The sequence below is a fragment of the Pseudomonas sp. Marseille-Q0931 genome (assembly GCF_940789645.1).
Classification (GTDB): Bacteria; Pseudomonadota; Gammaproteobacteria; order Pseudomonadales; family Pseudomonadaceae; genus Aquipseudomonas.
The window spans coordinates 161,179-182,124 of the sequence record NZ_CALNWT010000011.1 but is presented as its reverse complement, the minus strand read 5'-3'; the positions used below and the strand labels follow the sequence as shown (position 1 = coordinate 182,124).

Genomic DNA, 20,946 nt, shown 5'->3' with positions numbered 1-20,946 from the left:
GCAGAATGAAAGGCCAGATTACCTTTATCAGCGCCGGTGCCGGCAGCGGTAAGACCCACCGACTGACCGAGCTTCTGCACCACGAGCTGACTTCGGGCAGTGTCCGGCCAGCGGGCATCATGGCGACCACCTTCACCAAGAAGGCGGCTGCTGAACTGCGGGAGCGCGTGCGTGGGCATTTGCTCAAGCAGGGTAACTTTGCCCTGGCCAATTCAATGGGCCAGGCGCGCATCGGTACGGTTAACAGCGTTTGCGGCCAACTGATTGCCCGCTTCGCGTTTGAGGCCGGCATCGCCACCGAGCAGCAGGTGCTGGAGGAAGCACAGAGCGGGATTCTGCTGGGCCGCGCTATCGACGCGGTACTGGATGGACCGAGCATGCAGAGGCTCCTGGGCCTGGTTCGCCGCCTGGGGCTGGAGGATGACTGGAAAGCCGCCTTGCAGTTGCTGGTCAACCAGATCCGCAGCAACGATATCCCGCTTGGCCAGGTCCCCGGCTTCGCCCAGTTGAATGCCGACGACTTGCTGAGCCATTTCCCAACGCCGTCTCGGCAGGACCTGAGTCTTGATTTGCTCAAAGCAATCCGAGCGGCGCTACCAACAATCGAGGCGACCGCCCAGTCTGGCAGCAAAAAGAACACCAATGACTACCTGGCCCTGCTCAAAGGCTTTGCTCGTGGTCTTGAGGGGCAGGCCGCACCCTGGAGCGAATGGGTCAAGGTTGCTAAGGCGGCTCCCGAAGCGAGCCTGCGCCAGGTCATCGAGCCCATTGCGGACCTGGCCAGGCAGGTCGACGCGCATCCCAGCTTGCATAGGGACCTGCGCGATTACCTCGACCATATGTTCGACCTGGCGACCAAGGCTCTGGCCAGCTACCAGGCCCTGAAGCAGGAGCTGGGCGTTCTCGATTTTACCGATCAGGAACACCAACTGCTTGGCTTGCTCGACCACCCCGAAGTGGTGGCTGTGCTTGACGACGAGCTCGACCTGCTGATGGTCGATGAGTTTCAGGATACCAGCCCTATCCAGCTTGCCCTCTTCTTGAAGCTCGCCCGCTTTGCCAAGCGAGTCTACTGGGTCGGCGATATCAAGCAGGCGATCTACGGCTTCCGTGGTAGCGACACGGCTCTTATGCAGGCCATCATCACGGCCTTGCCGGACCTGGGGGGTAGCAAGGAAGTTTTGCCGTCGTCGTGGCGCTCGCGTCCGGAGTTGGTGAAGGTTGTGAATGCGCTCTTTACTCACGCCTTCGCGGACTCCCTGGCCAGGGAGGAGATCGAACTCAGGGCCGAGCGCACCGAACCCATGCCTGGGCCTGGCTTGGCCAACTGGGTACTCGCGGGCAAAAACGCAGGCCAAGAGGCCAGCGCGCTGGCATCCGGAGTTCGCCAGCTGATCGACAGCGGTTATGTCGTCTATGACAAGCACGCCCAGTCGCTGCGCCCTGTTCGCTTCGGGGATATTGCCATTCTGTCGCGTTCCCATGACGGAGTGGATGCTTTGGCTGCGGCTTTGTCCGCGCAGGGCATTCCCGTCGCCACTGCCCAGGCGGGCCTGCTGGCCACACCCGAGGCTACGCTGGCCCTGGCCTGCCTGCGCCGCCTCAATGACCCCACGGATACCCTGGCCACGGCTGAGATAGTGTCACTGGCCGACAGCCTGGAGCCTGAAGTGTGGCTAGCGGACCGGCTGAGGTACCTGGCGCAAGGCGGTAATGTCGATCTCTGGTGTGAGCAGGCCGTCGAAGGCCATCCGGCGCATCCCCTGCTGGAAGCCATTGCCGCTTTACGGCCCTCTATGCCGGTACTGGCCCCGCAGGAAGCCTTGGCGACGCTGATCGCAACCTGTTCCCTGGCGGAAAAGGTTGCACGCTGGACGCCGGATGGCGCCCGTGTGCGCCTGCGCCTGGCCAATCTGGAGGCCCTGGTTGCACTTGCTGAGCACTATGAAAGTCTTTGCCGAAGTGGTCAGCAGGCGGCTTCAGTTTCCGGCCTTATCCTCTGGCTCGATGAAATGGCTGAGCAGAAGCAGGACATGCTGGCCGAACCAGCCGTCGATGCGGTTAGGGTGTTGACGCATCACGCCGCCAAGGGGCTTGAATGGCCGGTGGTCATCCTCATGGACCTGGCCAAGGACATCAAGGACCGACTCTGGTCTATTTGCGTGGAATCCGGGGGCCTTTTTGATGCTCACAACCCGCTGGCCGATCGGTATATCCGCTATTGGCCCTGGCCATTCGGACCGCAAAAGAAGATCGCTATTGCTGACAAGATTGCGGACACCCCCTTGGCTGCTGGATTTAGACAGGCCGCCGTGGAGGAGGCCAAGCGGCTTCTTTATGTCAGCATGACTCGGGCGCGGGATCTGCTGGTGCTGGCGCGCTCCAGCCGCAGACCGAGCGGCGAATGGCTCGATTCGCTCGGGGCGCCGTGGTTACTGCCGGCGGAGGGATGTGATGCTGTGGAGTTGCCCAGTGGCGAGCGTATTCCTGCCGATCGCTGGATGCTTGAGCCGCTGGATGAGCCTGGCAATGGCGAGCCTGCGGCGGCAGAGTCGTTCCACTGGTTCCAGGGTCAGGGCAATACAGGGTTGCGGCTGCCACTCAGCTTCAGCCCATCGTCGGCGGGGCCGATCCCGGCTACTGTGCTGGAAACGTGTCGAGTCGGCGAGCGGATCGCCGTGGCCAAGGGCGTTGATGCGCGCGAGCTGGGCGAGGCTATTCATGCCTGTATCGGCTTGTCCTTCACCGACCCGCAGGTTCCGCTTTCTGAGGCCGAGATAGACACTATCCTGTCCGCGTTCAATGTGTCGGCGTATCTCTCTCCCGCGGCGATCCTGCAACAGGTCGGGGCTTTCCACGAATGGCTGGCCAGTCGCTGGCCCGGGGCGAAGGCGCACGCCGAGATTGCCCTGCAGAGCAGGTTGCCGAGCGGGCAGGTGGCGAACGGTCGGATTGATTTGCTGCTGGAGACCGATAGCGGCTGGGTCCTGATTGATCACAAGTCCAGCCAGTCGGCTGCGGGCCGTTGGGAGCAACTGGCCGCTGAATATGCAGCTCAGATGTTCGTCTATGCCCAAGGGGTGGAACAGGCCTCTGGCCGCAAGGTCGCGGAGCAGTGGCTGTTTCTGCCGGTTGCCGGTGGCGCGCTCAGTATCGGTTTTTCTTGAGGTGACCCCAGGCCTCAATCACGTTATCTTCTGAGGCCGGTCGGCCTGCAGGGAGTGGGGGGCCGCCTGATCAAAGCGGCAGGTTTTGGCTAATCAATAAGGATTGAACAATGAGCAGTATTCGCCTAGTGAGCACGACGAAGGAACTCAAGAAAGCCCTGGACGACAAGGTCGACAGTATCGTCATCACGGATTCGAAGCTGGCGACCAGTGTCCGAGTGATCAATAAGATTCCGTTGAAAACCCTCTCGGCCATTGCCGTAGGTTCCGGTGTCGTGGTCGCAAACGGTTGGAATCCACTGGGTTGGATTGGCGCCGGGATTGGCGGTGTGGCCTCTGCAGGTATCGTGGCCGCTGCGGTCGGAGCTGCCGGGATCACGGCAGGGACTGCCGTGGTGGCGACGGCTGCCATCGCCGTTATCGGTGGCCTGGGCCTTGCGGCCATGGTGATGCACAACAAGTATGACCTGGATACCGGGTTTGCCCTTGGCGGCAGTGCGAGCGAAGGTAAGAAAACGGGTGCTAGTGCCTCGGCGAATGCCAGTGGTCATGTGAGGCTGACTCGTCGTGTCTAGTTTTCACCCTGGCCCGCCGTACTTCTTCATTTGTAGGAGTTGCGCTAACCACTTCATGGCTGACCGAAAGCTGTTGCCTCGGTGCCCGAAGTGTAAGAGTTTCAGGGTGAGTGAAGATAAGCGCATTTCTAAGTGACTGAGTGAGGGCCGGCCTTATTGCCGCCCTCATACATCCGGGCGCGAGATAGGCATGCGTTTCCGCTTTGGTGATACCAGCTGCGATTAGCCTACTTGAGCGGACATGACCGTTGTTCGTCTTCAATCAACGAACCTATGTCCGCCTTGGCGTGGCAGGTCGGTTTGACGCTTGTTTTTTCTGTCGTATACAAAAAATAATTGATCGGCGTATTGCAATAGCTTTTGCTCATTGAGCATGCTGGTTATGTGCGAGCTCGTTCGTACGTATAAAAAGAAGAATCAGCATGAACACAGAGACCCAAAATGCTTACCGCTCACTAGCCAGCCACTTCTACGAAACGCGCCTGCCTGGCATCCCGGTCAGTGAGCTAAATGAGCTGAATATCATTGGTGCTTTATTGAGGGCTGCGCCTGAATATCGGCCCGACTATTTCAGGCGGTTGCGCAATGCACTCGCGCTGGATCAAAAGCTCCGGAATCACTTCTGGATTGCCCAGGAAATCAATCGGACACTCAACCCTGTTACCGTCTTGGGTTTGCCTCGCAAACGCAAGCAGGCGCGGCGGCAGAGAATTACTGATGAAGAGTTTGGGCGCTGGGTCAAGGAGCTGTTAGCAAAGGAACAGGTGGTTGAGGCGGGGGCCCTTTTGTTGATCAGTATGACAGGCGCGCGCCCTTGTGAGCTCAGTGGTATCAGCGTCAATGGCAATCGCATCATGATTCCTGGCGCGAAACACAGCCATGGCGGTCTGCGTGGTGCTGACCGAGTGCTTGAAGCCAGTGAGGATTTCTGCAGGCTGGTGAGCAATGCTCTTGAGGCTTTCCATTCTCAGGGCAGGAGCTTGGACTCAATCCGAATAGCGATTCGTCGCGCGGCTCTTGAGACCTTTCCTCGTAAAAAGGTGCCGAGTATGTACACGTTGCGCCACCAGTTCGGATCAAACCTCAAGGCATCGGGACTGTCGCGGGTCGAAATTGCTTATGTAATGGGCCATCAAGCGACGGACTCTATTGCTCGATATGGTGATAAACGATTTGGTCGCGCCGAGGCTGTCCAGGTCAGGCCTGCGTGCGAAGCAGACTTATCGAGAGTTCGAACAACACATGCTGCATACGCTCGATCTCGTTCGAAGGCCATGCGCATTGATTGCTGATTGTCGAGATCACCGGGCGTCGACCTTCAGTGGATCCCTCAGCGGGTGGTATGAGCGGGAGAGAGCAACTCCCGTCGCATGCTCCATTCGGCTGTTTTGGCAAGGCGCCCCCGGCTGCAGCGTTCCTCTTTCCCAGCGTTCGTTAATGGCCGAGAGTCGCCAATAGTTAGCCGATTGTGGCAGGTCTATCAGAATCGTCGCTGCTGGTAATACCTGGCATAAGTGCTGCCAGGTCTACGTGTGTAAAGGTTCTCAGCTCATTAGTCTGAGGCCAAAAATCACAAGGCCCAAATCCGAATCAACGCGTGCCCCATATCCACATTGACGGATTCCCGTCCCTCCACCCACTCATCATTACGCAGACGTTTACCGATATTGGTTTCCTGTTCGCCTTTGGCAATCACCAGCACGAATAAGCGAGATGGAGCGTCGACGGAGGAAAGCCTTTCGATATCGGCACGCACGGACCAATCACCTTCCAAGCATTTTGCTTGCGATCCGTCGCCCAGGCATTTGACCTCAGCCACCATGGTTGTCTTACCGCTTTCATCCTGCGAGTAAAGGTCTGCTTTGAGGCCTTCACCTAGGGGTAGGTCAGTCCAGATTTCAACTTCGTTCTTGAACCAGGCATGAAGGCTGATTTCAGCCTGTATCCAATGCTCTCGGCAGCTGTTTAGCTGCAGCACCTGCTCAAGTTTCTTGTCCATCGTGCGAAAGGCTTGCTCGAACAAGGTGATCCATTGTGCTGTGTCCATTATGTTCTCCTGGCGCTTGTTAATTTGAGTCCTAATCCCGGCGACCATCATCAATCAGCTCATAGGCGCTTGCTCATGCAGCTCTAGAGCCGCCCGTAGTCGTTGCTGGATCTCGTCTCTGAGACCCTGTGGTTGTTGTATCTGAATGGATCCTGCGTGGGACAAAATCCACCACTTCAGCTCCCAGCTGTCATTCACCGTGGCGGTTAGTCGTGAGCCTTCATCTTCTGTGGTCAGCAGCATGTCGTGGGATATGGGCGCCTCTTGCAGCAGGCGCGCGAGTCCTGCGCTGATCCAGGCTTCGAGCTTGATCTTCTCGTGGGTACCAAACTGCATGGCGCCACTATCGACATAGTCCTGCAGGTCAAACCCTTCCGGTTTGAAGCATTGAGTGGGCAGCCCACGTGCCTCTTCGAAACGATGAACAACGAACTGACGGATGTCGTCGAAGGGTTCGGCGCTGGCTATGAGGTAGGTGGTGTGGGCTCGCTGAACCAAGCCCAGTGGGTTAAGGGTGAAATTGTGATATTGATTCTTGTGGGCTGAGTAATAGCGGCAGCTGAGCTGGGTATCGTTCATCAGTGCTTGCTGAATCACGTCGAGAAGATCGGCGTTGATTTCTGGAGGGATTTGCGTGAGCTCTGGTTGCACGCTGGCCACCTTGTCTAGCCAGCGAGCCGAAGGATTTTCTTCGCTCATGGCTTCCAGCTTTTGCCTGGCTAGGTTGAAACGCGGCTCAAGCGTTTTCAGCATAAAAGCCGGTATCAAGGGACGAATGCTGCCTTCCACTAGCCGCAAGGTAAGGGCCTCGCCAAGTGTGATGCCAGGAAGCTCGGCGCTTTTTCCGGGCATCCAGTGCCAACCGTAGGGCATGCCTTTGTTATTGCATTGCAGGGGAAAAAGCCTGGATAGCTCAACAAGGTCACGCTCAATGGTGCGCTTTGTGGTTTCGTGCCCTGCGTCACCGAGTAGGCGTTGTAACTCAAGCGTTGTGATCCCCGGGCCCTTGGGTGGCAGCAGCTTGAGCAGTTCCCATTGTCGGGTCAGTGTGCTGCGGCTGGTGGCTGATGGCACAGCGGGCATCCTTGTCTGGAAGTGTCTAATTGGCATCATGCCCAGCCCCGGTACTCCAAGCAACTGCATCATAGGGATGCCCTGACACCAACAAATCAGCAGCAGGTTCAGCAACCTCAAGGCTGCCGAACCTTCCAGGATCTACCACTCGGCAAAGCCAATGGCTCTCATAGTGCTGGCGCTTTTCAGGCTGCTCTCAGCCAGCAGCGCATCAATCACGTGATTGGCGTCTGTGAAGGGGTTGAAGCGGGCACGCCTGGCCACCAGTGCAAAATCACCCGGTGTAAGGCAACTTTGTCTGAGTAGCCGGGCGAGCTTAAGGCTGTCCGGTCTCTTCAAGCCCATCTGGCGTAGATGCTGGCGGAGTAGTTGAGTGATTTGCTCCGCAGTGAGGTAGCCAAAACTAATCTTCAAGTCGAAGCGCCGCAGTGCCGCTTCGTCGAGGTTTTCCATCAGGTTGGTGGAGGCGATAAAGAGGCCGCGGTAGCTTTCCATCTGTGTCAGCATTTCGTTTACCGCACTGATCTCCCAGCTATGCCGGGCGTTGCGCCGGTCCTGCAGAAAGCTATCCACCTCATCGAGCAGCAGAATCGCATCATCGTCGTTGGCTTGTTCAAATGCCCGGGCGAAGTTTTGCTCGGTCATTCCCACATAAGGTGAAATCAAGTCGGATGCGCGGCGGGTCAACAGTGGCTTGCCGAGTTGCTGCGCCAGCCAATGACCAAACGCGGTCTTGCCTGTACCGGGAGGGCCGTAAAAGCACAGGCGCGCTTCGCCATAATTACGCAGCCCGCTCAAGAGCTGATCGAGTGGCATATCGGTATTGGCCAGTTCAGGGCTGTAAAACGTAGGCAAGGCATGCATGCGGCCCTGGCCGAGACGCGGAAAGCCCTGGGCTTGCAGCGTGGCATTGACCAGGAACTCAACAGTGGTGTCCAGATTGGTCGTGTTTGCCTGATCCTGAATACTCGCCACGCTCATCGCCCGTGTGATGATGGCTGGCATCAACTGCTCGTGGTCCGCCAGCTTGTCGATCAAGGGCTGGCTGAGCTGATTGTGGCTGGCGCTGCGAATGATGTTCTCACGCTGCCGCCGCGGTGGGTTTTCCAGCCTGAGAACAAGGTCGAAGCGCCGAATATAGGCATTGTCCAGCGCATGAATGTTGTTGGTGAGCCAAAAGCAGGGAATGGGGTTCTCCTCCAGCATGCGATTGATCCAGCCCTTCTGCAGCTCCTGGCCGGCCAGCATGGCCAGCTCGCTGCTGCCACTGAACAGATCTTCAATCTCATCCAGCACCAGCAGCGTCTTTTGCTGGCCGAGTACGCACATCGCTGAGCGAAGGGCGCACAGCCGTCCGCGGCGATCAATCGGATCGCCATTGTTATCCGTGCAGGCAATCTCATAGAGCTCGGCGCATAGTTCGTTTGCCAGCATGCGGGTGAGCTGACTTTTGCCTGTGCCGGGCGGGCCATAGATCAGAATGTTCACCCCCAGCTTCTTTTCCTCCAGTACCTGTTGCAGATAGGGGCGGGCGATATTCAGGGGCACACTGAGGTGGGTAAAGTCATCGGCACACAACAAGCTATCAGGGGCCGGACGAAAGGCGCTCTGAAAGAGTCCGATGGCACTGCCCTGATGGTGACGCACTGAAAACAGTAGGTCTTTGTTGTTGAAGCCCAACAAATCAGACACGTGATTTCGCGCACTGCTGCGCAGGTTGGTTTCAATCAAGCCCGACTGCACCAGGCGACCCTCTGCCGAAAGCCGCACGCGAATGTCATTCTGCGGGACGTCCAGCAGGATGCTCAGCACCCTAGTGAGGCGGTTAAAGCCGATGTAGCCGAGCTGGTTGCAACAGTCGTCCAGCAGAGTGTCAGTATTCATCAATGAGCAGAAACCGATCAGCTTCTGCTCAATCTCATCCAGGCCAATTAGCTGCGCGAGGTTCTCCAGATTTGCCTGGAGGTTGTCTGGCAGTACGGGGTTAGGGAAGGCTTTGTCGAAAAGCTTGCGCTCCGCACGCAGCGCAGCAAGCGTGCGTTCGTGGAAGCTAGGTTTGCGCGCTTTTTTCGAGGGCCCGGATCTATGGGTAAGAAAGACCGGCACCGCGTCTCCGTCATCACTGTCGTCAGCTTCAATCAGCCAGTAGACCCCCAGCTCACGAGCGACATCATCATCACTGAAGCAGCAGTGGTTGATAAAACCACGATGGCCAGAGCAGTCGAGCATCAACTTGAACATCCACGCTATAGCCAGCGGGCATGTGTCGTGACTGTGGGGGCCGGATTTGCGGGTGGGCTTTGGCATGGCGAGTCCTCCTGTGACCGTGGAGGAATTGTTGCAATGCCGTGCGACGTAATGTGTCGCATGCTGTGGTTGGCTAAATAGCTTGAGTTGAAGAAGCCAGCGGGAAGGGCGTGTTCGGCATTATGCCCGACAGAGGTGATCAGATGATGCATGTTCAGGTGGCGTATACAAAGGTCTTGAGAAACATCGCAGAAGTGAGTTAAGTATGGGAGAAGCTATGACTGCGCAGAATCAGATAATCGAGGCATTGAATACCGCCCGCCATATCGTCGTCCTGACAGGCGCAGGTGTTTCGGCAGAAAGCGGGATACCAACTTTTCGCGACCCGCTCACAGGGCTTTGGCAGCGCTTCGATCCAATGGAGTTGGCCAGTGCTCAAGCATTTCGCCGTAATCCGGCGCTTGTCTGGGGATGGTATGAATGGCGCCGCATGAAGGTGATGCAGGCTCAGCCGAATCCCGCACACTTGGCCTTGGCACGCCTTGCTGAGCACACACCGCAGATGACATTAATCACGCAAAACGTTGATGATCTGCATGAGCGGGCCGGCAGTCGCGATGTCATTCATCTGCATGGTTCATTGCTGCGGCCACGCTGTTTCGCCTGTGCACGTGAGCCCCAAAGCAGACTGCCAGAGCCGAATGAGCCAGAGCAGGGGCGTGAGCTAGAACCACCACGCTGCGAGCACTGCGGCGGTCGACTGCGCCCTGGTGTCGTTTGGTTTGGCGAGTCGCTACCTGATGCGGCCCTGAGAAGAGCTTTTAGCGCTGCAAAAGAAGCCGATCTACTGCTGGTTGTGGGCACCTCGGGCATTGTTTACCCGGCCGCTGAGCTGCCGACTATTGTCCGCAGAGCCGGGGCGAGGGTTATACATATCAACCCCCAACTCAGCCTTGAGGATGGGGAGTGGGGGATTGCCGGCACGGCAGGCGAGATTTTGCCGCAGCTGATTGCGTAAAGCCCCTAGAGCAGCCAAGTTCAGCCTTTATCCGTCGTCTTCACACGAATGATTTTGCGCGCAACGGCCAGGCTTACCAGCCAACTGATCAGTTGGGCATAGTTGATGTCTTCCAGTGCTGCGATGTGTTTGCGGACCTCCTCAAGGCTCGCCAGCATCGCGCGCATGGCATGAGCGTCCAAGGTATGCGTTTGCCCCGCCCTGGACATTAACGTGACGGGTTCAAGCAAGGCGTCGAATGCATCCTGCTGAATCAACAAGCGCGACAGATTGTTCAACTGCTCCTGCAAATGCTCAGGCGGTTCGGAATGGCTGAGAATTCGACGACCTAAGCGCTTGGTATTCGAGGTTTCCTGCAGGAGTGATTCGAGGTTTTCCTTGATCAGGCTATCCATGGTGCTGCTCCCTTGAGAGTGAGCAGCCATGCTGGACTCCGCCCGCGACGAAATGTGACGCGGGCTTATTTTCTTTTCGGCAGAGCCCGCTAGTGGAAGAGGACTCTGGCTAGTGGTAGAGCCACCCCTGCAACTCATCCAGATTCACCACCACAATTTGCTGCGCCGTCGCTTTGGCATGCACCTTGGTCGGATCGATCTGATAGCGCTGCAATACGTACTGCACCAATGCGCCGCGTGTTTCGATGATCAGTCGGCCATCCTGCATACCGTAGTCGGTTTCGATGATGGCTTGCTGCTCGGGCTTCAGGCGGGAGTCGGGTTCAATGATGACCTGCACCTGGGTAGTCCAACCCGGGTCTTGTTCGCGAGTATTTTCGGTCTTGTCGTCCATCAACTCCGGCACACCACGAAAGCGGCTTAACACAAAGTCGCGGTAATCCCGGTTCTTCTCGCAATAGGCGCGCACATGCCAGCGCATGCCGGTGTAGATCAGCGTGTGCGGGGCGATCAGACGCGTTTCAGCGTCAGGCGTGGTGAACGAAACATACTCACATTCCAGGCGCAGCCCTTCGCGGCAGGCGCGCAGAAGAGGGCGCAGCAGATCCGGGCGAACCGTGCGATCCGGCACCTGCAGCACTTCGGTATGCGCATAGGCCAATGCCAGCCCTTCGATGTGAGGGGCGCGGTCATGATTTTGGTTGAGCAAGTGTAGGTAGGCGCTGGCACTGTCATCAATAAACAGTGGCTTGAAGTGGCTGCTCGGTACATACCCCTTCAAATGCTTGTCATATTCCAGGTTCTGCGGTGCGTACTCGGAAATGTACGAGTTGATGTCCTTCGACGCCTGTTGCCGGCTGATGCCGAAGCTCTGCATCAGATGACCTGTAGTCAGACGCCCCTCCCACCAGGCCACCGTCTCGATCAAACGGTAGCGCAGTGCCAGATCCCAGCGAACCGACGTGATTTCCTGCTTACGCTTCATAGCCTCTCCATCTGCTCGAAAACTTTACCTGTACAGGTAAACACTCTGGATGTGTCGCTTAAAGCTACATATCTTGATGCTGTCGTTCAAGTCCGCTGCAACAGGGCGGACTGGCAAAGGGAGAGCAAAGCGTGTTTGGACTTGGGATGTCGTGGCTCGTTATGGGCATTTGCATGCTGCTTGTGCAAGGAGCTGGAGTTGCCCTGTATTGGCAGGTCCTTAAGCGGCGTGAAGCGTTCGCTAGCTTGCAAAACTTACAGGCCCAGTTGAAGCAGTCGCTGATGCGGGTTTATCTGCAAGAGGATGAGATACGCGAATTGACTGCCGGCCTGAGGGCGGAAAAGGCACACGTCGAGCAACTACAGCGAAAGCTTGAGTTTGCCCAAGAGCAGGCGAGGCAGAGACATCACGACTGTTAATTACCCGCAGACAAATCAACAAGGTTTGGGTACAACCTCTGGCAATGGATGCCTAGTAACAAGGAACACATCAGGATGAAGAAACCAGCATCGGTGCAGGCCCTGGAAGAATTGGGTCGGGTCAAGCTCTCCAAGCACTTTTTTATGCGTGATTTCCTCTACTCGGAAATCAGCCAGATCGAAGGCATCCCCAATATTCCGGACTACCCGGATCGGGCCATCGAAGCCGGGCGTGGGCTTTGTGAATACTTGCTGGAGCCACTGCAAGACCGCTTCGGTCGTATCGCCATTCGCTCCGCGTATCGCTCGCCGGCGGTAAATGCCAAGGGAGCGGAAGATGGCAACAACTGCGCGAAGAACGAAAGCAACTACGCCGAGCATATCTGGGATTACCCGGATGCAGAAGGCCACCTCGGGGCAGCGGCCTGCATCGTAGTGCCGGCCTTATTGTCCTGGTACGACGAGCATAAAGACTGGACGCCACTAGCCTGGTGGATCCATGACAACTTGCCGTATGCCAGCCAGTACTGGTTCCCCAAGCTGGCGGCGTTCAACCTGCGCTGGAGTGGCAATTCCAATGCGCTCCCCTGCATCAGCACCTACGTCAATAATCCGCACACGGGCGATAAAAAAGCTTTGGTGAAAGATGGCGTCGCAACCCTGGGCCTGGCTGAGCGAAAGGCGATTACTCAGCCCTGGTTAGCCAGCTTGGTGTAGGCGCTGCTCGTTGAATAGGCGAGCTGCTTCAACATGTTGAATATCTCAATTGAGTGCAGGTATGCACCTTACGTAGGGAGGGAAAGCGATGAAACCTTTGTACATCACCGTTGAAGACCATGCGGTGCCGCAGTTGATCACCTCTGCATTGGAGGCCTACGAAATTGGGCGTACGAGCCCGCGGAAGAAAGAAGACAAACTGGAAACCTTTGGCCTGCTTTGGGGATATATGACCCCCGAGCGGGGCAATCGCCCCCCGCGCATTATTGTGACAACCGCCACTGTTGAGACATCGGCCCTGGTGACCAAAGGCTCGGCCAACCCCGACCTGGCCTCGCTGCGCATGAAAATGGAGTTTGTCACACGCTATTGGCCTCATTTGGAGGTAGTGGGCACCTTTCACTCCCATCCATACGATTCATTAAGCGAGGCGCGCGAGTACAAAGGTTGGCAGGCATCCAGCCCGGACACTGTTGGGCCGAATCAGGGGGACACAGTGTTCTGGCCCTGGCTGCATGAAAAGCTTTTTCTGAATAATCCCTACCTCGGTCATCTGATTATCAGCGTGACCGCTCTGCAAAAAACAGGCTGGGCGTTGCCGAAAGCGATTGAGGGCGACTCGGGTTTTGAGTTGTCGCTAGGCAAGAGAAAGATCTGGATCACCAGTTACGCCAGCGAGGCCGTTGAGTACGAAGACGGGCCTGGAGCGCAGATGATGGATGCGCTCCCGGTGTTGGATATCCCATCGATGACCCACCGAGCGATTGAGGGCAATTTTGCCCAGGCAAGCGATTGACCCTTAAACCCTTGGGCTAAATGGGCAAGGGGCCGCTATGCCTCTTGCCGTAAAGCTGGAAGAAAGGCTCCAAAGAAGAGGCTACTTGGCTTAAGCGCTGCGCATTGCTGGGCGGGGAAACTGGCCGCACGGACACAAACTATTGGCTATGGCTTTACCCCTGTGCGGCCAGTGGATAAGGTGACGAGCATCACAGCATGGCAGGCCGCGGTATCCCAGGGATGGCCTCTCCAGTCGTCTTGGTACACCGCCCAATAAGCGTCACACAGCCATCCCCCACGCCTTTTGCCATCACCGTTTTAGTATCGGCGCGCCGCCAATATGCAGCGCGTATTGAGGAGTGTTGTATGAGTGTTTTGGCCCAACTTGGCGAAGCCCTGCTGGCTGCAGTGCCGGTTGATGGCAGCAGCATTGGCAATCAAACGTTGTTTGAGCGGCTAAAAGCGCAGTTGCCGGGAATCAGTGAGGAGCAGCTCTGGGCCGCTCGCGATGCCCTGATTGAACAAGGGGTACTGGTCAAAGGCCGTGGCCGCGGTGGTTCGGTCCTGCGCGCGCCAGCCTCGGGCAGCAGCCTGGCAGATCAGGTGTTGAACAAGGCCCGTGAACGCATGGCACCGGTCAATACCGAAGAGGCCTCCGCCGGCTATCTGGTGCAAGCCGCTGCCGCGGTGAAAAAGGGCAAAGCGGCCAAGCAACAAGCCACCAGTATCGAGGCCATGGAGAAAACCCTCTGGGCCACCGCTGACAAGTTGCGCGCCAATATGGACGCCGCCGAGTACAAGCACATTGTGCTCGGGCTGATCTTCCTCAAGTACATCTCCGACAGCTTCGCCGGTCGCCGTGTCGAGCTGGAACGCAAGCTCACCGACGAGAACGACGACTACTACCTGGGCGCTCACGCCCTTGACGGCAGTGACCCCGAGGCGCTCAACGCCGAGCTGGAAGACCGCGACTACTACCGCGAGGTCAATGTGTTCTGGGTGCCGGAAGTGGCGCGCTGGGAGTCGATTCGTGCGGCTGCCAAGCAGGTGGATATAGGCCGGCGCATCGACGAGGCCCTGGCCGCCATCGAAGCGGAAAACCCAAAACTGAAGAACATCCTCGACAAGCGCTACGCCCGCGCCCAGTTGCCGGACGGCAAGCTTGGCGAGCTGGTGGACCTGATCTCCACCATCGGCTTCGGCGACGATGCCAACAAGGCCCGCGACCTGCTCGGTCAGGTCTACGAATATTTCCTCGGCCAGTTCGCCAGCGCCGAGGGTAAGAAGGGCGGGCAGTTCTATACGCCGGCCAGCATCGTCAAAACCCTGGTGGCGGTACTCAACCCGCACCACGGCAAGGTCTACGACCCCTGCTGCGGCTCCGGCGGCATGTTCGTGCAGTCGGAGAAATTTATCGAAGCCCACGGCGGCAAGTTGGGCGATGTGTCCATCTACGGCCAGGAATCCAACCCTACCACTTGGCGTCTGGCGGCGATGAACCTGGCCATTCGCGGCATCGACTTCAACCTGGGCAAGGAGCCGGCTGACACCTTTATCCGTAACCAGCACAGCGACCTGCGCGCCGACTTCGTCCTGGCCAACCCGCCGTTCAATATCAGCGACTGGTGGCACGGCAGTCTGGAAGGCGACCCGCGCTGGGGCTATGGCACGCCACCGCAAGGCAACGCCAACTACGCCTGGCTGCAACATATGCTCTACCACCTCAAGCCCAATGGCCGCGCCGGCATCGTGCTGGCCAACGGCTCGATGAGCTCCAGCCAGAACAGCGAAGGTGAGATTCGCCGGGCGATGGTCGAGGCCGATGTGGTGGAAGTGATGGTCGCCTTGCCCGGCCAGCTGTTCTTCAACACCCAGATTCCTGCCTGCCTGTGGTTCCTCGCCAAGGACAAGCGCCATGCCCTGAGCAGTGGCGGCATCGACCGCAGTGGCCAGGTGCTGTTTATCGATGCGCGCAAGCTGGGCAGCAGCGTCAGCCGTGTGCAGATCGAACTGACCGATGCCGATATCGAGCGCATCGCCAGCACCGTGGCGGCCTGGCGTGGCGAGGCGCTGGATGAAGGCGGGCAGGTCGGTGAATACGTTGATATCCCCGGCTTCTGTCGCAGCGTCACCCTCGCGGGAATCGCCGAACATGGCTATGTACTGACGCCGGGCCGCTATGTCGGCGCCGAGGAAGTGGAGGACGACGACGAAGCCTTTGCTGAGAAGATGCAGCGGCTGACGAGGCAGTTGGGCGAGCAGATGCAGAAGGGCGCAGAGCTCGATCAGTTGATCCGGCAGAGGCTGGGGGGGCTGGGGTATGAGTTCTGAGTGGCGCGTGGCGAAAATCGAGGAGATCGCTGCTCCCTATTCAACAGCATTAGCGACAGGGCCATTTGGGTCGGCTATCAGTTCGAAGTACTTCGTCGATTCAGGTGTGCCCGTTATTCGTGGGTCGAACCTTAGTGCAGATACATCTACAAGGCTCATTGATGCTGATTTGGTCTTTGTCTCTCATGAGAAGGCGAATGAATTTCAGCGGTCTGTGGCAAAGCGTGGTGATCTTGTCTTTACGTGCTGGGGCACTATCAATCAGGTTGGTCTGATTGATAGTCGCTCGAAATTCGACAGCTACATTGTTTCGAACAAGCAGATGAAGCTAACGATTGATCCTGTCAAAGCGGACCATCGCTTCATCTATTACGTATTCTCCGGACCCGCCAAGCAAAATGAAATTCTCGAAAATGGCATCGGCAGCTCAGTGCCAGGTTTCAATCTTGGGCAACTGAAACGCCACGAAATTCTTCTGCCGCCAGTTCAAGAGCAGGTGCGTATTGCTGATTTCTTGGAGGCGTTCGACGACCGCATCACCTTGCTACGCGAAACCAACGCCACCCTGGAATCCATCGCCCAGGCGCTGTTCAAGTCCTGGTTCGTCGATTTCGACCCCGTGCGCGCCAAGGCCGAAGGCCGCCAGCCGGAAGGCATGGACGCTACCACCGCCGCTCTGTTCCCCGACAGCTTCGAAGAGTCCGAACTGGGCTTGGTGCCGAAGGGGTGGCGGGTCAGAGCTATCGGCGAGCTTGTAGAGGGGATTTACGACGGTCCCCATGCCACGCCGGCTGAGTCGGCAGATGGTCCAGTCTTTCTTGGGATCAAGAATCTAACTGGCACCAGCTTGGATCTGTCTGATATTCGCCATATCAGCGAGAGCGATTGGACGCAGTGGACACGCCGTATTGAGCCAAGGCACGGAGATATCGTGTTCAGCTACGAGGCGACACTTGGTTTCTTTGCTTTGATTCCGCCAGGTGTACGTTGTTGCTTGGGACGGAGACTCGCGTTGGTGCGTCCGCATGCAGAAAACGGTGCCGGGATGTTCTGGTTCCACCAGTTCATCTCAGCGCCATTTCAACAATTGCTTGATAAGCACACGATCCACGGCGCAACGGTCAATCGGATTGCCCTCAAGGCTTTCCCAAGCTACCCGGTGCTCAATCCGCCCGAACCTTTAAAGTCGACATTCGTTGATTCGGTGGCTCCTCTTTGGGCTGCCATTCACGGGAACCAAGCGCAAGCCAAAACCCTCACCCAACTCCGCGACACCCTCTTACCCCGCCTGATCTCTGGCCAGCTGCGCCTGCCGGAAGCTGAGGCTCTGGTAGCCGAGGTGGCCTCGTGATGCCCTCAGAACCTGCCAAGGCAACGTTTGAACAAAGGCTGGGAGTGTTAAGGCACTTCAACGCCATCAAGGACTTGTCGGTACGTCTGGAGCTGGCCGGCGCGACTCAGGCCTTTTGTGATCTGGCTCTGGCTGTGCATGAACTGGGGTTGGACTGGTGGATCACCGAGGCGGGGGCCATTCATGCCGGGCGTAGCGAGGATTTCCGTGTCTGGGAGGTGGCGCTGGCGCTGCGGGTGGATGTTGGGGCAGAGGTCACTCGGGTCGCTTTATCCGGAGCCGGAGAGCTGAACTGGCAACGCCTGGATGATGCCTTGGTCGGCTCGTTGATTGCGGCTGTAGCGAGCCGGTCGGACCTTGCCCCTGCGACCACCCGTCAGGGCTACTGGCCGGATGACTACGACGCCATGGCTGGGCGGCTGGTGGTTACGCTGACGGATGGCGCTATTCGCAATGGGTATCTAAAGGTACCCAAGCTGCAGCAGCTGTTTCCGGATGATTGCTGGGGCGAGAGTGAGCGTCCCGCCCGGCAGCTGTTCACCCTGCGCCTGCCCGATGGCAGCAGCCAGAAAACCCAGGTACTGACGCAGTACCAGCGCATTCAGGCCCGGTTGCAAAGCCTGTTTTCTCGCGAGCAGCTGAAACCGGGTGATCAGGCCGTGATTGCGCGCCTTGCCGACTATGACTACCAACTCTCTTTCAAGCGTGCGGGGCAGGTTGCTGATACGGAGGCTTTGCCTGCCAGCCCTTCAGGGATGGATGATCGAATGAACGAAACCCCACTGAATCAGATTCTGTTCGGCCCACCGGGCACCGGCAAAACCTACCACACCATCAACCAGGCGCTGGCGATTCTGGCGCCGGACTTCCTGGTGCAGAACAGTGGTAATGACCCGGAGACGCGCAAGCGCCTTAAAGCGGAGTTCGACCGTTTCGTGAGCGCCGAGCGGGTGCGCTTTGTGACCTTCCACCAGAGCTTCAGCTACGAAGACTTTGTCGAAGGGCTGCGGGCGGATTCCGATGCGGAAACCGGGCAGGTCAAGTATTCCGTTGAGTCGGGGGTGTTCAAGCGCATTTGTGATGATGCCCGCACGCGACCGGCGTCTGACCTGGGGGTGCGGGGCAACCCTGCGATCTGGAAAATCTCCATTAATGGTACCGGCAGTTCACCGACCAAGAGTTACTGTCTGGACAATGGCGAAGCGCGAATCGGCTGGGGTGAAACCGGTGATTTGCGTGGGGACTATGAGCAGAACGCTTATTACCAGTCGCTTGGCGCTGGCGATAAAGGCACGCTCAACTACTTCGCTGAGCAGATGGTGGTGGGTGACATTCTGCTGTGCATCCACTCGGCCGAGCAGATCGGCTCGATTGGCGTGGTGACCAGCGACTACCGTTATGAGGCGCAGGTGCCGGGCGGGGTGATCGGCGACTATCAGCATGTGCGCTCGGTGCGCTGGCTGTATCGGGATATCAATCTGTCCATTCTGCCGCTCAATGACGAGCGCCAATTCACGCTGAAAACCGTGTATGCGATGAGCCGCTTCACCTGGGCGGATCTGCTGTCATACCTGCAGCAGCAGGGTGTGAAGCCGGTTGAGTCGGTGACGGTGGCCGGGGCAGCTGATGAGCCCTATGTGCTGATCATCGATGAGATCAACCGGGGCAATGTGTCTCGTATCTTCGGTGAGTTGATCACTCTGATCGAGGAGTCCAAGCGCGAGGGCGCCGATGAGGCGCTGAGCGTGAAACTGCCCTATTCGAAAAAGCCTTTCAGCGTGCCGAAGAATGTTTACCTGATCGGCACCATGAACACCGCCGACCGCTCGTTGGCCGGGCTGGATATTGCCTTGCGCCGGCGCTTCGTGTTCCGCGAGATGCCGCCGCGGCCCGAACTGCTGGATGATATCGAGGTGGCAGGGCTGAATATCGGTCAGCTGCTGAGGGTGATGAACCAGCGCATCGAGGTGCTGCTGGATCGGGATCATTGCCTGGGGCACGCCTACTTTATGCCGCTGAAAAAGGATGGCTCACAGGCTCGGCTGGAGCTGATCTTCCGTAACCAGATTCTGCCTTTGCTGCAGGAATATTTCTTCGAGGATTGGCAGCGCATCGCCTGGGTGTTGAATGACCAGCGCAAGGCGCCGAACGATCAGTTCATTCAGGAGCGAACCAGTCTTGCTGAAGGACTGTTCGGTCGGGACGTGGGGCAAGGTTTGGCGGGGAGCTACTGGACGCTTAATGATGAGGCGTTCGAGCGAATGGAGGCCTATCTCAGCATTCTCGATGCTTCGCTTGTAGGGGGTAATCAAGCCGTGAAGCGCGAGGTGGTGCAGGGCGAGATCACGCTGCGAGAGCTGGCCAGTGGCTCTATTGAAGTGTGGCGCGCGGGTGCCTTGCAGCAACCGACCAAGCCGGTTTTGCGTGAGCTGGCCGAGCAGCTGGGCCTCGCTTTGGAAAGTGTCAGTGGCAGCCTGCTGACCACCCGCGGTCTGGGGCGCCAGCTGATTGATCGACTGAGCCAGGGCGCGGCGTGATCACCACAGTCACCATCCGCGAGTACGCGCGGCTGACCACGGCTGAGGTCGATCCCTCGCTGGATCTGGCTCAGGTGTCGGTCAGTGCCTTCGAATGGCTCTGCGAGTTGAGCGCCAGTTTCAACCGCAACGGCGCCACGCTGTTGCAGGTGGACGGGCGGCGTGCGCTCAAGTGGGACTCCTACGTGGGCGTGCTGGAAACGCCCTGTGGCACGCGCCTTGAGATTCTGCCCAAGCACCATGAGCAGGACGATTGCCTAGCCAAGAGTCGCCAGTTGCTGCGCAAGCTGATTCAAAGCGCCTTGCAGCTCAAGCCGCGCGAGGCTTCGGTGGCCAGCCTGGAGTTGTTCGATGCGCCACTCAGCGAGTGGGTGATGGCGCAGTTTCTGGCAGAGTTGGATCTGCTGGTTAAGCGTGGCGTACGCTTCGACTACCAGCGCATTGAGGAAGAGCAGCGTTTTTTGCGTGGCCAGCTCAATGTGGTGGCGCAGATGCGCCAGCCGCCGGGGCGTCAGCATCACTTCCAGATTCGTCACGATGTGTTCCTGCCAGATCGTGCCGAGAACCGCTTGCTCAAGCTGGCTTTGGAGCTTGTGGCCAAGAGCACGCAGGACGCCGCCAACTGGCGTTTGGCCAATGAGCTGAGGGCGATGTTGGCCGAAGTGCCCGCCAGCCGCCAGGTGAACCAGGACTTGCGCGCCTGGAGCCGCGACCGGTTGATGGCGCATTACCAGGCGATCAAGCCCTGGTGCGAGCTGATCCTCAATCAGCAGATGCCGATAGCCGTGAGCGGTGAGTGGTGCGGCATGAGCCTGCTGTTCCCGATGGAGAAACTGTTCGAGCAGTATGTGGAAGGCTGGTTGCGCCGCCGTCTGCTCCCAGGCGCGCATCTGACGCCGCAGGCCTCCCGCCATAGTCTGTGTCAGCACGACGGCAGTGCGATGTTCCGCTTGGAGCCGGACCTGTTGCTGCAGCAAGGCAAGCAGTCCTGGGTGCTGGATACCAAGTGGAAACGTTTGGATGCGGCGGATCGGCAGAACAAGTACGGCCTGAGCCAGGCCGACTTCTACCAGCTGTTTGCCTATGGCCAGAAGTATCTGGCTGGGTGCGGTGAGATGGCATTGATTTACCCACGCACAGCCCAATTCTCAAGGCCGTTGCCGCCCTTTGATTTCAGCCCCGAGCTCAGGCTTTGGGTGTTGCCGTTTGATCTGGATAAAGACGTACTTTGGGCAGCCGATGATGTGGATTTCACGCGCTGCTTGAGCCAGCAGGGCCAGTCATGGCTGCGTTCGGCGTAATGGAA

At 58.1% G+C, this 20,946-nt stretch carries 15 protein-coding genes; 10 read left to right on the top strand and 5 right to left on the bottom strand.

The features are described 5' to 3' along the window. Positions 1–5 precede the first annotated feature (5 nt). The 3 genes from P3C50_RS17885 to P3C50_RS17875 all read left to right on the top strand — a co-directional run bounded on the left by P3C50_RS17885 (position 6) and on the right by P3C50_RS17875 (position 5,034). On the top strand, positions 6–3,167 hold the full coding sequence (locus P3C50_RS17885; RefSeq protein WP_275546990.1) for a UvrD-helicase domain-containing protein: 3,162 nt from the start codon (positions 6–8) through the stop codon (positions 3,165–3,167). Positions 3,168–3,277: 110 nt separating this feature from the next. Next, positions 3,278–3,742, top strand: a complete 465-nt coding sequence (locus P3C50_RS17880; RefSeq protein ID WP_275546989.1) for a hypothetical protein — start codon at positions 3,278–3,280, stop codon at positions 3,740–3,742. Positions 3,743–4,164: 422 nt separating this feature from the next. After that, positions 4,165–5,034, top strand: coding sequence for a site-specific integrase (locus tag P3C50_RS17875; protein ID WP_275546988.1), 870 nt, complete (start codon positions 4,165–4,167; stop codon positions 5,032–5,034). A 278-nt stretch (positions 5,035–5,312) separates the two neighbouring features. Here P3C50_RS17875 and P3C50_RS17870 read toward each other — a convergent pair whose 3' ends face one another. The 3 genes from P3C50_RS17870 to P3C50_RS17860 form a co-directional block, all read right to left on the bottom strand. Beyond that, positions 5,313–5,789, bottom strand: a complete 477-nt coding sequence (locus tag P3C50_RS17870; RefSeq protein ID WP_275546987.1) for a hypothetical protein — start codon at positions 5,787–5,789, stop codon at positions 5,313–5,315. A gap of 54 nt (positions 5,790–5,843) precedes the next feature. After that, complete coding sequence (locus P3C50_RS17865) at positions 5,844–6,863, bottom strand: helix-turn-helix transcriptional regulator (protein WP_275547013.1); 1,020 nt, start codon at positions 6,861–6,863, stop codon at positions 5,844–5,846. 141 nt (positions 6,864–7,004) lie between these two features. Then, positions 7,005–9,170: an AAA family ATPase gene (locus P3C50_RS17860; RefSeq protein WP_275546986.1), complete on the bottom strand. Its 2,166-nt coding sequence runs from the start codon at positions 9,168–9,170 to the stop codon at positions 7,005–7,007. Between the two features lie 217 nt (positions 9,171–9,387). On the opposite strand from P3C50_RS17860, the gene P3C50_RS17855 reads away from it, so the two are divergent. Continuing rightward, on the top strand, positions 9,388–10,128 hold the full coding sequence (locus P3C50_RS17855; RefSeq protein WP_275546985.1) for an SIR2 family NAD-dependent protein deacylase: 741 nt from the start codon (positions 9,388–9,390) through the stop codon (positions 10,126–10,128). 20 nt (positions 10,129–10,148) lie between these two features. Here the strand turns inward: P3C50_RS17855 and P3C50_RS17850 are convergent, their stop codons facing one another. Together P3C50_RS17850 and P3C50_RS17845 are read right to left on the bottom strand one after the other, a co-directional pair. Beyond that, complete coding sequence (locus P3C50_RS17850; RefSeq protein WP_275546984.1) at positions 10,149–10,523, bottom strand: hypothetical protein; 375 nt, start codon at positions 10,521–10,523, stop codon at positions 10,149–10,151. A 109-nt stretch (positions 10,524–10,632) separates the two neighbouring features. Next, positions 10,633–11,508, bottom strand: a complete 876-nt coding sequence (locus tag P3C50_RS17845; RefSeq protein ID WP_275546983.1) for a WYL domain-containing protein — start codon at positions 11,506–11,508, stop codon at positions 10,633–10,635. Between the two features lie 494 nt (positions 11,509–12,002). On the opposite strand from P3C50_RS17845, the gene P3C50_RS17840 reads away from it, so the two are divergent. From P3C50_RS17840 to P3C50_RS17815, 6 genes are all read left to right on the top strand, one after another. After that, complete coding sequence (locus P3C50_RS17840) at positions 12,003–12,644, top strand: peptidase M15 (protein WP_275546982.1); 642 nt, start codon at positions 12,003–12,005, stop codon at positions 12,642–12,644. Between the two features lie 88 nt (positions 12,645–12,732). Further along, on the top strand, positions 12,733–13,440 hold the full coding sequence (locus P3C50_RS17835; RefSeq protein WP_275546981.1) for a hypothetical protein: 708 nt from the start codon (positions 12,733–12,735) through the stop codon (positions 13,438–13,440). A 347-nt stretch (positions 13,441–13,787) separates the two neighbouring features. Beyond that, positions 13,788–15,752, top strand: a complete 1,965-nt coding sequence (locus P3C50_RS17830; protein ID WP_275546980.1) for an HsdM family class I SAM-dependent methyltransferase — start codon at positions 13,788–13,790, stop codon at positions 15,750–15,752. Beyond that, on the top strand, positions 15,742–17,103 hold the full coding sequence (locus tag P3C50_RS17825) for a restriction endonuclease subunit S (RefSeq protein WP_275546979.1): 1,362 nt from the start codon (positions 15,742–15,744) through the stop codon (positions 17,101–17,103). Before P3C50_RS17830 ends, P3C50_RS17825 begins: the two co-directional genes overlap by 11 nt. Positions 17,104–17,870: 767 nt before the next feature. Further along, positions 17,871–19,640 (top strand): AAA family ATPase, encoded by a 1,770-nt coding sequence (locus P3C50_RS17820; RefSeq protein WP_275547012.1) that lies wholly within the window; start codon positions 17,871–17,873, stop codon positions 19,638–19,640. Continuing rightward, on the top strand, positions 19,637–20,941 hold the full coding sequence (locus tag P3C50_RS17815) for an McrC family protein (RefSeq protein ID WP_275546978.1): 1,305 nt from the start codon (positions 19,637–19,639) through the stop codon (positions 20,939–20,941). Before P3C50_RS17820 ends, P3C50_RS17815 begins: the two co-directional genes overlap by 4 nt. Positions 20,942–20,946: the final 5 nt, after the last annotated feature.